The sequence below is a fragment of the Devosia soli genome, assembly GCF_000970455.1.
GTDB lineage: Bacteria > Pseudomonadota > Alphaproteobacteria > Rhizobiales > Devosiaceae > Devosia > Devosia soli.
Window position 1 is genome coordinate 311,469 of sequence record NZ_LAJG01000021.1, and the last position, 12,429, is coordinate 323,897.

Genomic DNA, 12,429 nt, shown 5'->3' on the forward strand with positions numbered 1-12,429 from the left:
TGCCCAGCAAGTCAAAGAAGATTGACTCTTTCCTATATGGGAGTATGAGAAGTCCTGCTTTTCCTATGAGAGCAATGATTTCATGCGCAGCTTCGGCCAAATCGCCGTCTTGACGTCCGCCCGGCTCACTGCCGGGGGCGCGGCTGCCATGATGAAAACCACCAAAACCGCCTGACGCTTTTCCCCGGGTTCCCTCCCGCCGGGGAGAGGCTCAAAGCATTGACCGCGATGCAAGATGCGTCGCGCGGGGGCGGAAAAGGTTAGGGACCGGAGTTCCAAAAATGGGTTATCGCGTCGCTGTCGTCGGGGCCACGGGCAATGTGGGCCGCGAAGTTCTCAATATCCTCGCCGAGCGCAAGTTCCCGGCCGACGAGGTCTTTGCGCTCGCCTCGTCCAAGTCGATCGGCAAGGAAATTTCCTATGGCGATAAGGTCCTCAAGGCCAAGGACCTGCAGCATTTCGATTTCTCCACCGTCGACTTTGCCATCATGTCGGCCGGCGGTTCCATTTCCAAGGAATGGGCGCCCAGGATCGCGGCTGCCGGTGCCGTCGTCATCGATAACTCTTCCTACTGGCGTTACCATTCGGACGTGCCGCTGATTGTGCCGGAAGTGAACGGGCATGTGCTCGACCGCTGGCTCAAGGACGAAAAGCGCAACAACATCATCGCCAACCCGAACTGCTCGACCGCACAGCTCGTCGTGGCGCTGAAGCCGCTCCACGATGCGGCAACCATCAAGCGCGTGGTCGTTGCGACCTATCAGTCGGTCTCCGGCGCCGGCAAGGAAGGCGTTGACGAGCTCTGGAACCAGACCAAGGGCATTTTCGTCAACGACAGCCCGACCCCGCAGAAGTTCTCCAAGCAGATCGCCTTCAACGTCATCCCCCACATCGATGTGTTCATGGAAGACGGCTACACCAAGGAAGAGTGGAAGGTTCTGGCCGAGACCAAGAAGATCCTCGATCCCAAGATCAAGGTCACCTGCACAGCCGTGCGCGTGCCGGTCTTCGTTGGGCATTCGGAAGCGGTCAATCTTGAATTCGACAAGCCCATCTCGGCTGACGAAGCGCGCGATCTTCTGCGCGAAGCCCCGGGCATTGCCGTCCTCGACAAGCGCGAAGCCGGCGGCTATGCGACCCCGGTCGAAACCGTGGGCGATTATGACACCTATGTCAGCCGCATCCGCGAAGATGTGACCGTCGAAAATGGCCTCGCCATGTGGGTGGTCTCGGACAACCTGCGCAAGGGCGCCGCGCTCAATGCCATCCAGATCGCCGAAACCCTGATCGAAAAGGGGTTCAAGGCCCGCGCCCTGGCCGCCTGATCTTTGTCCCCTGCGCCGTCCGGTTCCGCCCCGGCGCAGGGCAGTCATTTTCCGAAGTGACTTTCTGCGGGTCGCGTGAAGGTGTAAGCCCCGATCGCGGCCCGATCCACGTCTGGTGGAATGGCTGCGGTCTGCGCCTTCCCGCCACTGGACTTTTTCATGCTTTCGCTCCGCGATCTTTGTCTCGCCCTTCTCGTGGTTCTGACCTGGGGGCTGAACTTCGTCATGATCAAGTGGGGCGTCGAAGAGGTGCCGCCGCTGCTATTGACGGCCATGCGCTATCTTTGCGCGGCACTGCCGATGGTGTTTTTCGTCAAGCGGCCGCAGGTCAGGCTTGGGACGCTGGTGACCTATGGCCTTGCCATCGGCTTTGCCCAGTTCGGCCTCCTGTTTTCGGCAATCAAGCTCGGACTGCCGGCCGGCCTTGCTTCGCTGATCATTCAGACGCAGGCTTTCTTTACCTTTGGCCTTGCCATGCTGTTTCTCGGGGAGCGGCTGGGGCGCTGGCAGGTCATCGGGGCGAGCGTTGCCATCATCGGCATCGGCGTCATCGCCATTGAACGCTTCGAGCTTACAAGTCTCGTGCCGCTCCTCATGGTTATTGCCGCAGCCTTCTTCTGGGGCCTTGGCAATATCGCCTCCAAACGGGCGGGGCAGATCGACATGCTTTCCTTCGTCGTCTGGGGCAGTCTCGTGCCGATTTTGCCGCTTCTCGGCCTATCGCTCGTCTTTGAAGGATCCGATGCCATCGGCGCAGCGCTTGGACATTTGAGCCTTCGAACCGTTGGCGTCGTGGTGTTCAACGGCTATGCGGCGACCCTTCTCGGCTTTGGCCTTTGGAGCTATCTGCTCAAGCACTATCCGGCAGGCGTGATCGCGCCATTTTCGCTTTTGGTGCCCGTCTTCGGCATCGGCTTTGCGATGCTGCTGACCGGGGAGATCATCACCGAACTTGAAATCGTCGGCAGCGCGCTGGTTTTCGCCGGTCTCGTCATCAATGTCTTCGGTCCGCGCTTGCAGCGCCGCAGGGTAGCCGTCTGATGCCTATCCGTCATGTCCTGCTCGCCCTGCTGGTGGTCGCCATCTGGGGCTTCAACTTCGTCGTCATCAAACTCAGCGTCGAGGCGCTGCCGCCCATTCTCGCCGCGGCCTTGCGCTTTTGCGCAGCGGCGTTTCCGGCCCTGCTCTTCGTGCGGCCGCCCAAGGCGCCGTGGTGGATCGTCGTCGCCTTCGGTCTCAGCTTCGGCTTTGCGCTTTATGCGTTTCTCAACCTATCGATCGCCTGGGGCATGCCGGCGGGCCTGTCCTCGCTGGTTCTGCAGACCCAGGCTTTCTTCACCATGGCCATGGCCTTCGTGCTGCTTGGGGAACGGCCGAGCCGCTTCCAGATCATCGGGGCAGGCATTGCGTTTTTGGGCATCGCCGTTATCGGCGCCGAGCGTATCGAGGGCGCGGGGCTCGTGCCGCTGGTCATGGTGCTGCTCGCCGCCATGGCGTGGGGGCTTGCCAATGTGCTGACCAAGAAGGCGGGCAAGGTCAATGCAATTGCCTTTACCGTCTGGGGATCGCTCGCCGCCCCGCTGCCGCTTCTGGCCCTCTCCTATGTCGTTGAGGGCGGACCGACCATCTGGGCGGCGCTGAGCGGTTTTTCATGGTCCGATGCGGCGTTGATCGCGTTTCTTGCTTATCCCGCGACGCTTCTCGGCGGTGGCATCTGGAGCTGGCTCCTCGGGCGGCATCCGGCGTCGGTCGTCGCGCCGTTTACGCTACTTGTGCCAATCACCGGCATTCTTTCGGGCTATCTCGTTCTGGGCGAAACCATAACCGGTATCGAGATCGCCGGCGGCGTGCTGGTCATCATCGGGCTGATCGTGACGCTGCGGAAGGCGAGGGCCATCGAACCGGCCATTCGCCTTGATTGAGCGATAGCGGCCGCCCACGCAGAGCGGCCGCCAGTTGCAATTATTCGACGAGGGATTCGGGGACGCTGTCGCCGGTTGGGGGCACAGCGCTTTCGCCGGGAAGCGATGGTACGGCGTCCATGGGGGCTGGAACAGGCGTGGCTTGAGGGGCCGCCGGAGCGGCCGCCGGTTGCAGGACGCTCAATTGTTCGGGCGTCACGCTGCCAGCGCCTTCGATATCGGCATTGGCGAATTCTTCGGCGGTCAGATCGGGCCAGACCACTTGCAGTTCCTCGTAGCTGAGGCGGCCGTCGCCATCGCTATCAACATCGGCAAAGGTGAGTGCAGTCTGGGCGAGAGCAGGGGTGGCGATAAAGCCGGCGGCGAGAAGGGCGAGTGCGAGTTTACGCATGGGAGAATCCTGTTGTTGGAGAAGCCAAAGCGATCGGATCCGCCGCCCCGAGGGAGGGGCGGAGCGGCGAACACGAAAGATGGCTTAGTTGGCGGTCGCTGCGGCGTCGGTCAGAAGGCCATATTCTTCCGGGCTCAATTCGCCATTGGCATCGGTGTCGGCCGCGGCGAAGGCTTCGGCGGTCAGATCAGGCCAGCCGACCTGTGCCTCTGCCAGCGAAACCCCGCCGCTCATATCGGCGTCAAGGGTCGCGAAATCAGTCGTGCCCTGCGCAAAGGCCGCGCCGGTCATGCCGAGCAGGAGGAGGGACGAAAGGACGATCTTCTTCATGGCTTGAGCTCCATGTCTTGGGAAAGGCGATGAGGGGCCTCATCGACGGGTCGCTCTCCGGCGGCCCGTTCGCAAACGATGAAGAGGCAATGTGTCCCGTCGCAGACCACACGAAGGCGTGATCGGACCCAAGTCGGGACCATTTCCGGGCAGGCTGAAAGCGCTGTGCCGGTAAGTCGTTGACGGTTTCAGGATCTTCCTAGCAAAGCAAAACCGAAGAGTATCCGCGCCACAGCGCCTAGAGGACTGATCACGATTGGGACAGGCCAAGTGCGGCTTGATGGCGAGAGCTGGACAATTGTGCCGTTAAAAATGCAGAGGGCGCCTTGCGGCGCCCCAGGATTGGTCAAAGTCGATATTGGTCACAGCTCGGGACGGATAAAGTCGCCGTCGTGATCCATGATCCAGAGTTCGGCCGTCGAAATATCGAACCAGGCGCCGTGAACCTGCAGTGTCCCCTCGGCTTCGAGTTCGGCCACATAGGGAAAGGTGCGCAGATTGCGGATCGAATTGCGGATGGAAATCCGCTCCATCGCAGTCTGCCGTTCGGTCGAGGTGAGAAGGCTGTTCTGCCCCAATTGGCTCGGCAATTCGCCCAGCATGCTCATCCACTTGCCGATGAAATCGCCATCATCGAGCGACTTGAAGTGGGGATCGAGCGCAGCCTTGATGCCGCCGCAGCGGCCATGGCCCATGACGACGATATTGCCGATGTTGAGCGCCTTGACCGCAAATTCGATGGCGGCCGAGGTGCCGTGCTGGCCGCCATCGGGCTGATAAGTCGGCACGAGATTGGCGACGTTGCGCAGAACGAAAAGTTCGCCCGGCCCGGCATCGAAGATCATTTCGGGCGCCGCGCGGCTGTCGCAGCATGCGATGATCATGGTGGTGGGACTTTGTCCCGCCGAGGCGAGATCGCGGAGGCGTTCCTTCTCGCGCAAGTAACGTCCGGCCAGAAAATTAGCATGGCCGCTGAGCAGTTCTTTTGGAAAGCTGTGCATGGTTCTCGATTAGCGCTAAGAGCCATCAAGATCAATCGCGGCGCTCAATCGGGCCCGCAAAAGAGGTATGCATGCTGATCTATCGTTTCCTCACCGGCGAAGACGATTCCGCTTTTTGCCACAAGGTCACCAAGGCGCTGAGCGAGGGCTGGGCGCTGCATGGCAACCCCACCTATGCCTTCGATGCCGAAAGCCGCAAGATGCGCTGCGGCCAGGCGGTTACCCGCGAGGCCAAGGACCAGCCCTATGATCCGGACAAGAAACTCGTCGATTATTGAGCAAGGCCTGCAAGCTTGAGGGCAAGGTGCTGCAGGAGGATGATGGTCTTGCCATCGGTGATTTCACCGCGGTGGACCATGGCGAGCGCCTCTTCGAGCGGCAGTTCGACGACTTCGAGCTCTTCGCCTTCTTCGGCGAGCCCCCCACCGGCGGTGCGGTAGGTGTCTGCGCCATAACGGCCCAGGAAGAGGCTGACCTTTTCCTGCACCGAGCCGGGCGACATATAGGCGTCGCAGACAAATGCGACGTCCTCGGGCGCATGGCCGGTTTCTTCAAGGGCTTCGCGACGCGCGCAGGCGAGCGGATCATCTCCATCGAGGAGGCCGGCGCAAACCTCGAGCAAGAAGGCCGGGTCGCCATTGGCCTGGACCGGATAACGGTATTGGCGGACGAGGAGGACATGGCGCGTGTCCCCGTTGAAGAGAAGGAGGGCGGCGGCGTTGCCGTGATCGTAGTTTTCACGCACGAGCCGCTGCACGCTGCCGTCCTCGCGCCGATAGTCAAGGGTCGCGCGTGTCAGCTTGCCCCATGAGGCCGAGAGCACCTCGGTCTTAATGAGTGTGATCTTTTCTTCCATGGCACCGCCCCCTTGGTTGCGGCGGCAAACTGACGGTGTTTGGTGCATTTGGAAAGCGTCTTGCCGATCGATTTCGGGCGGCAAGGCGCGCGCGGGACGACGTTAACATTTCAGAAACTATTGCGGCGCAGGCTCGTTATTTCCCACAAGGCAGAATACTGCCGGGAGGAGACGAAGATGGGCAAATTGACCGTGATTACCGGGCTGGCCATCGAGGCCTGGCTATTGGTGGCGATAACCGTCGCGGGCGTGCAGGCGCTGGCCATGGTGGTTTTGGGCTGAGCCTTTGGCTTAGCGAAGAACGCCAAGAAGATAGAGTAAGCCAGTGGCCGGGAGCATAACGCTCCAGACCAGAAGCAGCGCGCCCATCAGCACCATCAAACAAAACGTTTTGAGTTTACTAAGCATTTTCGCTTACGGATTTTTACCTACTCTACTCAATGCGCCCAAGGCTTGCATCGTTCTTCGCGCGGATTGGTTACCGCGCGAAATCGTTAGTGCCGGTCAGACATCCTCACATCGGCGTGCGTGCAACCCTGGCGTCAGCTTGAGTGATAGACTGGTCGCATGACGAATCGCGCCAAGGGATGGGCATTTGCCCTCCTCCTCACATTGGGTCTATGGTTGCTCGCGCTCAGCCTTGCTTTCGAGGGTGAGCTCGTGGTGGGCAGCGCGCGGCAACTGGGCGGGCATTTGCTCAAGATGATCGGCTAAGTCCCTGCCTCCCGCCGGAAACTCTAATGACAGAGCGTCACGCGAACATGACGTTCGCTGTGCGAACAAAGTGCGGTATTCGCCATGATTGGCCCGCAAAGCCGCAGAAGGGCTTTGATTTGGTAACCATTGGCGGCTAGTAATCTCGAACTATTCCAAACTGGATCGCTCGATCCATTCTTAGGCCCCGGAAACGCCCCATGTCCGTCAGAGCCCGCCCCACATCCCCGCATCTGCAGATCTACCGGTGGACCATTACCATGGCCATGTCGATCCTGCATCGCGCCACCGGCATTGCCAATTACGCCGGCATGGCGCTGCTGGCCGCCTGGCTATTCGCCGCCGCCTGGGGGCAGGAGCCGCTCAATGCGGTCAACGGAATCTATGGCAGCTGGTTCGGCCAGGTCGTGCTGTTCGGCTTCAGCTGGAGCCTCGTCCACCATATGTGCGGGGGCCTCCGCCACTGGGTCTGGGATTTTGCCGCGATGATGGAGCCGGGCCAGCGCGAAGCCATGGCCTGGGCAACGATCATCGCTTCCGTCGTGATCACCTTGCTGATCTGGACCGTCTTTGTGTGGGTTGCCTGACATGCGTGAAACCATCATCACCCGCGACATGGTCGCCAATCCCAAAACCCATTACGGCGACGCCAAGGCATCGACGCGCCACTTCGTGACCCAACGTGTCACAGGCCTCGTCAACGTCGTCTTCCTGGGTTTTCTTCTCTTCATCGTCGTCCGCCTTGCCGGGCAGGATCGCGCAGACATGGTCGCGGTCATCGGCAATCCCATCGTCGGCATCATCTTTTCGGTGCTGATCGCCGTGGTTGCCGTCCATATGCGCAACGGCATGCGCGATACGCTCGAAGATTACTTTTCGGGCCGCATGTACCGCCTGGTCATGCTGCTCAACACGCTCTTTTGCCTGATCGTCGGCTTCGTCGCGATCGGCTCGGTTCTCAAGATCGTCTTCTGGGGTTGATCGCCATGGCCAATTACGAATTGATCGACCACGAATTCGACGTGGTGGTGGTCGGCGCCGGTGGCGCGGGCCTGCGCGCGACCCTTGGCATGGCCGAGCAGGGTTTCAATACCGCCTGCATCACCAAGGTTTTTCCCACGCGTTCTCATACCGTGGCAGCCCAGGGCGGCATCGCGGCTTCGCTTCAAAACATGGGCCCCGACAGCTGGCAGTGGCACATGTACGATACCGTCAAGGGTTCGGACTGGCTCGGCGACAATGACGCCATGGAATATCTGGCGCGCGAGGCTCCGGCGGCGATCTACGAACTCGAGCACTACGGCGTGCCGTTCTCTCGTACCCAAGAGGGAAAAATCTACCAGCGTCCGTTCGGCGGCCATATGACCGAATTCGGCGACGGTCCGCCGGTGCAGCGCACCTGCGCCGCGGCCGACCGTACCGGCCACGCCATTTTGCACACGCTCTATGGCCAGTCGGTCAAGAATGACGCGCAGTTCTTCATCGAGTATTTTGCGCTCGATCTGATTATGGGCGAAAACGGGGAGTGCCAGGGCGTCATCGCCTGGAAGCTCGACGATGGCACCCTGCATCGTTTCCGCGCCAAAATGGTGGTGCTGGCGACTGGCGGCTATGGCCGCTCCTACTTCTCCGCCACCTCGGCCCACACCTGTACCGGCGACGGCAATGGCATGGTCGCCCGCGCCGGGCTGCCGCTCCAGGACATGGAATTCGTGCAGTTCCACCCCACCGGCATCTACGGCGCCGGCGTGCTCATTACCGAAGGCGCGCGCGGCGAGGGCGGCTATCTTACCAATTCGGAGGGTGAGCGCTTCATGGAGCGCTATGCGCCCAACGCCAAGGATCTCGCTTCACGCGATGTCGTCTCGCGCTGCATGACGCTCGAAATCCGCGAAGGCCGCGGCGTCGGTCCAAACAAGGACCATATCTACTTGCACCTCGACCATCTCGACCCCAAGGTGCTGCATGAGCGCCTGCCAGGCATCACCGAGAGCGCAAAGATTTTTGCCGGCGTCGACCTCACACGCGAGCCAATCCCGGTGCTGCCAACAGTGCACTACAATATGGGTGGCATCCCCGCGAACTATCATGGCGAGGTGCTGAACCCCACGCCGGACGATCCCAACCGCATCGTGCCGGGCCTGATGGCCGTGGGCGAAGCGGCTTGCGCATCGGTGCATGGCGCGAACCGGCTCGGTTCGAACTCGCTGACCGACCTCGTGGTTTTCGGGCGTGCCGCGGCGCTTCGTGCCGGCAAGGTGCTCGACAAATCGGCGCCGGTTCCGGGGATCAACAAAGCCGAGGACGACAAAATCCTCGCGCGCTTCGATCGACTGCGCCATGCCAATGGCTCCCAACCGACGGCAAAGCTACGCGACGAGATGCAGCGCACCATGCAGGCCGATGCCGCCGTGTTCCGCACCTCGGAATCGCTAAAGCAGGGCGTGGCGCGGATGAGCGAAATCTATTCGCGCCTGCCCGATGTCAAGGTCACCGACCGCTCGCTGATCTGGAACTCCGATCTCGTCGAGACGCTGGAACTCGAAAACCTCATGACCTGCGCCATTGCAACGGTCGTTTCGGCAGAAGCCCGCCACGAATCGCGGGGCGCCCATGCGCATGAGGATTTCCCGAACCGCGACGACGAAAACTGGCGCAAGCACACGCTGGCCCAGGTCGATGTCGACAACGGCGCGGTCGCTCTGTCTTACCGGCCAGTGATCGTTGATCCGCTGACCCCTTATGACCAGGGCGGGATCGATCTCAAAAAGATCGCGCCAAAGGCGCGCGTCTACTAAGGGGCGATCAATGTGCGAACAGTGCCAACCCTTTGACGAAGAAGAAGATGCCCTGGCGGCGTCTTTTCTCGCCCGCCAGCAAAAGGCCGCGATAAAGCCGGCATCGACGGCGCACGCGCTTATCTACACGCGCGCGCCGGCCGCTCCGCCGCGCAAGGAAAAGCCAAGTGCGTAAACGGTTTCTGGTTCTGCCCATTCTGATGGCTTCGGCGGGTTCGGCTGTCGCTGCCGCGCCGACGCAAGCGCAGAAAGACGAATTCTATAAAGTCTGCATGGGTATCGCTCAGGATGCGACGCTGTGCGGCTGCAAGGCGGATGCCGCCATGACGCTGATCGACGAACGCTTCATGGCCGTCGTCATCGCGTCGATGAAAGGCGGCTCGCCGGCCGCTGCCGACTACGATGCCTACAACACCTATGTCGCCAAATCGAACCAGGTTTGTAAGCCGAACTATTGATCTTGCGGACCCCGGCGAAGGCCTGGGCATCCCGAGATCGCATGTCACTTCTCGGCCCGGGGGCCGGGATGATGCGGAAACGAAAGCCTTTCGGACGTCCCACGCGTCCGCCTCTGAAGGAACAGAAGCATGGCCGAACTGACTTTGCGCAAGGCCGACCAGCCACAAAAGGGCAAGACCTGGCCCAAGCCGCAGGGCGCAACGCGCCTCCGCGAATTCCATATCTACCGCTATGATCCGGATAAGGCCGAAAATCCGCGCATCGATACCTATTTCGTCGATCTCGACGATTGCGGCCCGATGATCCTCGATGGCCTGCTCTACATCAAGAACAAGGTCGATCCGACCTTGACGCTGCGCCGCTCCTGCCGCGAAGGCATTTGCGGTTCGTGCTCGATGAATATCAACGGGCTCAATACCCTGGCCTGCACCAAGGGCATGGACGATTCGACCGGCACCATCAAAATCTATCCGCTGCCGCATATGCCGGTGGTCAAGGATCTGGTTCCGGACCTGACGACCTTTTATGCCCAGCACCGCGCCATCGAGCCCTGGCTCAAGACCACGTCGCCGACGCCGGAAAAGGAATGGACCCAGTCGGTCGAAAATCGCGCCAAGCTTGACGGGCTTTACGAGTGCATTCTTTGCGCCTGTTGCTCGACCTCGTGCCCGAGCTATTGGTGGAATGGCGAAAAGTATCTTGGCCCCGCCGCACTCCTCCAGGCATATCGCTGGCTGATCGACTCGCGCGACGAAACCACTGCCGAGCGCCTCGATAACCTTGAGGACCCGTTCAAGCTTTATCGTTGCCACACGATCATGAACTGCGCCAAGGTCTGCCCCAAGGGTCTCAACCCGGCCAAGGCCATCGCCCAGATCAAGAAGATGATGGTCGAGCGCAAGGCGGCCTGATTTTTTGGATTTTGGATTTTGGGCCCGCGGTTTTGCCGCGGGCCTTTTTGTTTGTGCGGCGGGGGATTTTGGGCAGGACATCGCCAAGTGAGCGGCGGCCGAGGCCATAAACAAAACGGCGGAGCTGCTGCTCCGCCGTTCGATGATCTTCAGCGTGAATAGGCAACTTCAGCTTTCCCCGTCGACCAGTACGATGGTGCCGGCCTCATAGGCCGCCTTGCAATCGTCGGCATCGGCCATGCGGTCGCTGTCGAGGAGCGTCGTGGCGCTGCCCGGGCCCTGGAAACGAGGGTCGTCGCATTCGTCGTCATTGGCGTAGGACGAGGAATTGTCGCCGAAATCGATGCCCGAGCTGTCATAGGGCGCGCCGGCAGCGTATTCGGGCGTATAGACCTGGCGGATCGAAACCTTGCCCTCGTCGAGCAGGGTCCGGCAGTCCGTCGCATCGCCCATCATGTCTTCGCTGAGGAGCTTTTTGTCGGTGCCGAGTCCTTCGAAACGGAGGTCGTCGCATTCGCCATCATTGGCCCATTTGGAAAAATCCGAGCCGAAGTCGAAAGCGTTTGCCGATTGTTCGCCCTTGAAAGTCGCGGTGCCGGCTTCGACGGCAGCCCGGCAATCGGTCGCGTCCTTCTTGATGTCTTCCGAGAGCGTCGTGCTCGCCACGCCCGTGCCGGTAAAGCGCGGGTCGTCGCATTCGCCGTCCTTGGCCCATTCGGAAGAATCGTCGCCATAGTCGATATCGGCAACCGGCGTGGTGGAGCCGCCATCCTTGAGGGTGACCGTGCCCGCTTCGAAGGCAGCGCGGCAATCGGTGGCGTCCTTCATGCGGTCGGCCTCGACCAATTCTTCAGCCGAGCCGGTGCCGATAAACCGGGGATCGTCGCATTCGCCATCCTTGGCCCACTCGGAAGAATCGTCGCCAAAGTCGATATCGGCAATGGTAGCGGTTGCCGCGCTCGAACCGGAGTCCTTGAGGGTGACCGTTCCGGCCTCGAAGGCGGCGCGGCAATCGGTAGCGTCCTTCATCAGGTCGGCGTCGACCAATTCTGCGGCCGAGCCCGTGCCGGTGAAACGCGGATCGTCGCATTCGCCGTCCTTGGCCCATTCGGATGAATCATCGCCAAAGTCGATATCGGCAGCGGCCGCGTTTGCGGTGCTCGAACCGGAATCCTTGAGGGTGACCGTTCCGGCCTCGAAGGCGGCGCGACAATCGGTGGCATCCTTCATCAGGTCGGCATCGACCAACTCCGCGGCCGAGCCCTTGCCGGTAAAGCGCGGGTCGTCGCACTCGCCATCCTTGGCCCATTCGGACGAGTCGTCACCGAAGTCGATATCGGTTGCAGCAGTAGTCGCGGGAGGCGTTGCCGGCGGCGTGGTCGATGCCGTGGTGGTTTCGGATTTCAGCGTCGCCGTGCCGGCTTCGACTGCGGCCTTACAGTCGGTGGCGTCCTTCATGCGGTCAGCATCCACCACTTCATCGGCAACACCGGTGCCTTCGAAGCGGGGATCGTCGCATTCGCCGTCCTTGGACCATTCGGACGAATCGTCGCCGAAGTCGATCGTTGCGGCCGGAGCTGTGGTGGAAGTTTTCTGTGCCATGGCTGGCGCGGTAACGCCAGTCATCAGCACCAGTCCAAGCAGAGAGCCTGCCATGAGATGACTGATCGTGCGCATCGGTTGTCCCTCCCGGTTGTGCGCCTGCCTTGTGAGGGGAGATTA

17 protein-coding genes are annotated in these 12,429 nt (G+C 61.1%); 12 read left to right on the forward strand and 5 right to left on the reverse strand.

Going from position 1 to position 12,429, the window contains the following annotated elements:
• Positions 1 to 281 precede the first annotated feature (281 nt).
• The 3 genes from VW35_RS10610 to VW35_RS10620 all read left to right on the forward strand — a co-directional run bounded on the left by VW35_RS10610 (position 282) and on the right by VW35_RS10620 (position 3,247).
• Entirely contained in the window at positions 282 to 1,325 is a 1,044-nt protein-coding gene (locus VW35_RS10610; protein WP_046142990.1) for an aspartate-semialdehyde dehydrogenase, read from the forward strand.
• A gap of 159 nt (positions 1,326 to 1,484) precedes the next feature.
• Entirely contained in the window at positions 1,485 to 2,366 is an 882-nt protein-coding gene (locus VW35_RS10615; RefSeq protein ID WP_046143081.1) for an EamA family transporter, read from the forward strand.
• Complete coding sequence (locus tag VW35_RS10620) at positions 2,366 to 3,247, forward strand: EamA family transporter (RefSeq protein WP_046142991.1); 882 nt, start codon at positions 2,366 to 2,368, stop codon at positions 3,245 to 3,247. Before VW35_RS10615 ends, VW35_RS10620 begins: the two co-directional genes overlap by 1 nt.
• 40 nt (positions 3,248 to 3,287) lie before the next feature.
• On the opposite strand, the gene VW35_RS20600 is transcribed toward VW35_RS10620, so the two are convergent.
• From VW35_RS20600 to VW35_RS10635, 3 genes are all read right to left on the reverse strand, one after another.
• On the reverse strand, positions 3,288 to 3,638 hold the full coding sequence (locus tag VW35_RS20600; protein WP_052951648.1) for an EF-hand domain-containing protein: 351 nt from the start codon (positions 3,636 to 3,638) through the stop codon (positions 3,288 to 3,290).
• An 84-nt stretch (positions 3,639 to 3,722) separates the two neighbouring features.
• Complete coding sequence (locus tag VW35_RS10630) at positions 3,723 to 3,968, reverse strand: EF-hand domain-containing protein (RefSeq protein ID WP_046142992.1); 246 nt, start codon at positions 3,966 to 3,968, stop codon at positions 3,723 to 3,725.
• Positions 3,969 to 4,330: 362 nt separating this feature from the next.
• A complete protein-coding gene (locus VW35_RS10635; protein ID WP_046142993.1) occupies positions 4,331 to 4,969 on the reverse strand; it encodes a carbonic anhydrase in 639 nt (212 codons plus the stop codon).
• 71 nt (positions 4,970 to 5,040) lie between these two features.
• Here VW35_RS10635 and VW35_RS10640 point away from each other — a divergent pair, with 71 nt between their 5' ends.
• Positions 5,041 to 5,247 carry a DUF1737 domain-containing protein gene (locus VW35_RS10640; RefSeq protein ID WP_046142994.1) on the forward strand — a complete coding sequence of 69 codons (207 nt, stop codon included), beginning with the start codon at positions 5,041 to 5,043 and terminating at the stop codon, positions 5,245 to 5,247.
• Here the strand turns inward: VW35_RS10640 and VW35_RS10645 are convergent.
• Positions 5,241 to 5,825 (reverse strand): NUDIX domain-containing protein, encoded by a 585-nt coding sequence (locus tag VW35_RS10645; RefSeq protein ID WP_046142995.1) that lies wholly within the window; start codon positions 5,823 to 5,825, stop codon positions 5,241 to 5,243. The genes VW35_RS10640 and VW35_RS10645 overlap by 7 nt on opposite strands.
• Before the next feature lie 60 nt (positions 5,826 to 5,885).
• Between VW35_RS10645 and VW35_RS10650 the strand changes: the two genes are divergently transcribed.
• The 8 genes from VW35_RS10650 (at position 5,886) to VW35_RS10675 (ending at position 10,707) form a co-directional block, all read left to right on the forward strand.
• Positions 5,886 to 6,107 (forward strand): hypothetical protein, encoded by a 222-nt coding sequence (locus VW35_RS10650; RefSeq protein WP_046142996.1) that lies wholly within the window; start codon positions 5,886 to 5,888, stop codon positions 6,105 to 6,107.
• 285 nt (positions 6,108 to 6,392) lie between these two features.
• On the forward strand, positions 6,393 to 6,539 hold the full coding sequence (locus VW35_RS21565) for a hypothetical protein (RefSeq protein ID WP_161796893.1): 147 nt from the start codon (positions 6,393 to 6,395) through the stop codon (positions 6,537 to 6,539).
• Between the two features lie 200 nt (positions 6,540 to 6,739).
• Positions 6,740 to 7,126 carry a succinate dehydrogenase, cytochrome b556 subunit gene (gene sdhC, locus VW35_RS10655; RefSeq protein ID WP_046142997.1) on the forward strand — a complete coding sequence of 129 codons (387 nt, stop codon included), beginning with the start codon at positions 6,740 to 6,742 and terminating at the stop codon, positions 7,124 to 7,126.
• A 1-nt stretch (position 7,127) separates the two neighbouring features.
• Positions 7,128 to 7,520: a succinate dehydrogenase, hydrophobic membrane anchor protein gene (sdhD, locus tag VW35_RS10660; protein WP_046142998.1), complete on the forward strand. Its 393-nt coding sequence runs from the start codon at positions 7,128 to 7,130 to the stop codon at positions 7,518 to 7,520.
• A gap of 5 nt (positions 7,521 to 7,525) precedes the next feature.
• Positions 7,526 to 9,337, forward strand: a complete 1,812-nt coding sequence (gene sdhA, locus VW35_RS10665; protein ID WP_046143083.1) for a succinate dehydrogenase flavoprotein subunit — start codon at positions 7,526 to 7,528, stop codon at positions 9,335 to 9,337.
• Between the two features lie 10 nt (positions 9,338 to 9,347).
• A complete protein-coding gene (locus tag VW35_RS21570) occupies positions 9,348 to 9,512 on the forward strand; it encodes a hypothetical protein (RefSeq protein ID WP_161796894.1) in 165 nt (54 codons plus the stop codon).
• Entirely contained in the window at positions 9,505 to 9,795 is a 291-nt protein-coding gene (locus VW35_RS10670; protein ID WP_152662558.1) for a hypothetical protein, read from the forward strand. Before VW35_RS21570 ends, VW35_RS10670 begins: the two co-directional genes overlap by 8 nt.
• 129 nt (positions 9,796 to 9,924) lie before the next feature.
• Entirely contained in the window at positions 9,925 to 10,707 is a 783-nt protein-coding gene (locus tag VW35_RS10675; RefSeq protein WP_046143000.1) for a succinate dehydrogenase iron-sulfur subunit, read from the forward strand.
• Between the two features lie 168 nt (positions 10,708 to 10,875).
• Here VW35_RS10675 and VW35_RS20605 read toward each other — a convergent pair whose 3' ends face one another.
• Positions 10,876 to 12,384 carry a hypothetical protein gene (locus tag VW35_RS20605; RefSeq protein WP_052951649.1) on the reverse strand — a complete coding sequence of 503 codons (1,509 nt, stop codon included), beginning with the start codon at positions 12,382 to 12,384 and terminating at the stop codon, positions 10,876 to 10,878.
• Positions 12,385 to 12,429: the final 45 nt, after the last annotated feature.

Excerpts from the sequence above, each read along its gene's own strand:
- VW35_RS10610 (WP_046142990.1), top strand. The coding sequence starts at position 282 with ATGGGTTATCGCGTCGCTGTCGTCGGGGCCACGGGCAATGTGGGCCGC.
- VW35_RS10615 (WP_046143081.1), top strand. The coding sequence starts at position 1,485 with ATGCTTTCGCTCCGCGATCTTTGTCTCGCCCTTCTCGTGGTTCTGACC.
- VW35_RS10620 (WP_046142991.1), top strand. The coding sequence starts at position 2,366 with ATGCCTATCCGTCATGTCCTGCTCGCCCTGCTGGTGGTCGCCATCTGG.
- VW35_RS20600 (WP_052951648.1), bottom strand. The coding sequence starts at position 3,638 with ATGCGTAAACTCGCACTCGCCCTTCTCGCCGCCGGCTTTATCGCCACC.
- VW35_RS10630 (WP_046142992.1), bottom strand. The coding sequence starts at position 3,968 with ATGAAGAAGATCGTCCTTTCGTCCCTCCTCCTGCTCGGCATGACCGGC.
- VW35_RS10635 (WP_046142993.1), bottom strand. The coding sequence starts at position 4,969 with ATGCACAGCTTTCCAAAAGAACTGCTCAGCGGCCATGCTAATTTTCTG.
- VW35_RS10640 (WP_046142994.1), top strand. The coding sequence starts at position 5,041 with ATGCTGATCTATCGTTTCCTCACCGGCGAAGACGATTCCGCTTTTTGC.
- VW35_RS10645 (WP_046142995.1), bottom strand. The coding sequence starts at position 5,825 with ATGGAAGAAAAGATCACACTCATTAAGACCGAGGTGCTCTCGGCCTCA.
- VW35_RS21565 (WP_161796893.1), top strand. The coding sequence starts at position 6,393 with ATGACGAATCGCGCCAAGGGATGGGCATTTGCCCTCCTCCTCACATTG.
- sdhC (WP_046142997.1), top strand. The coding sequence starts at position 6,740 with ATGTCCGTCAGAGCCCGCCCCACATCCCCGCATCTGCAGATCTACCGG.
- sdhD (WP_046142998.1), top strand. The coding sequence starts at position 7,128 with ATGCGTGAAACCATCATCACCCGCGACATGGTCGCCAATCCCAAAACC.
- sdhA (WP_046143083.1), top strand. The coding sequence starts at position 7,526 with ATGGCCAATTACGAATTGATCGACCACGAATTCGACGTGGTGGTGGTC.
- VW35_RS21570 (WP_161796894.1), top strand. The coding sequence starts at position 9,348 with ATGTGCGAACAGTGCCAACCCTTTGACGAAGAAGAAGATGCCCTGGCG.
- VW35_RS10675 (WP_046143000.1), top strand. The coding sequence starts at position 9,925 with ATGGCCGAACTGACTTTGCGCAAGGCCGACCAGCCACAAAAGGGCAAG.
- VW35_RS20605 (WP_052951649.1), bottom strand. The coding sequence starts at position 12,384 with ATGCGCACGATCAGTCATCTCATGGCAGGCTCTCTGCTTGGACTGGTG.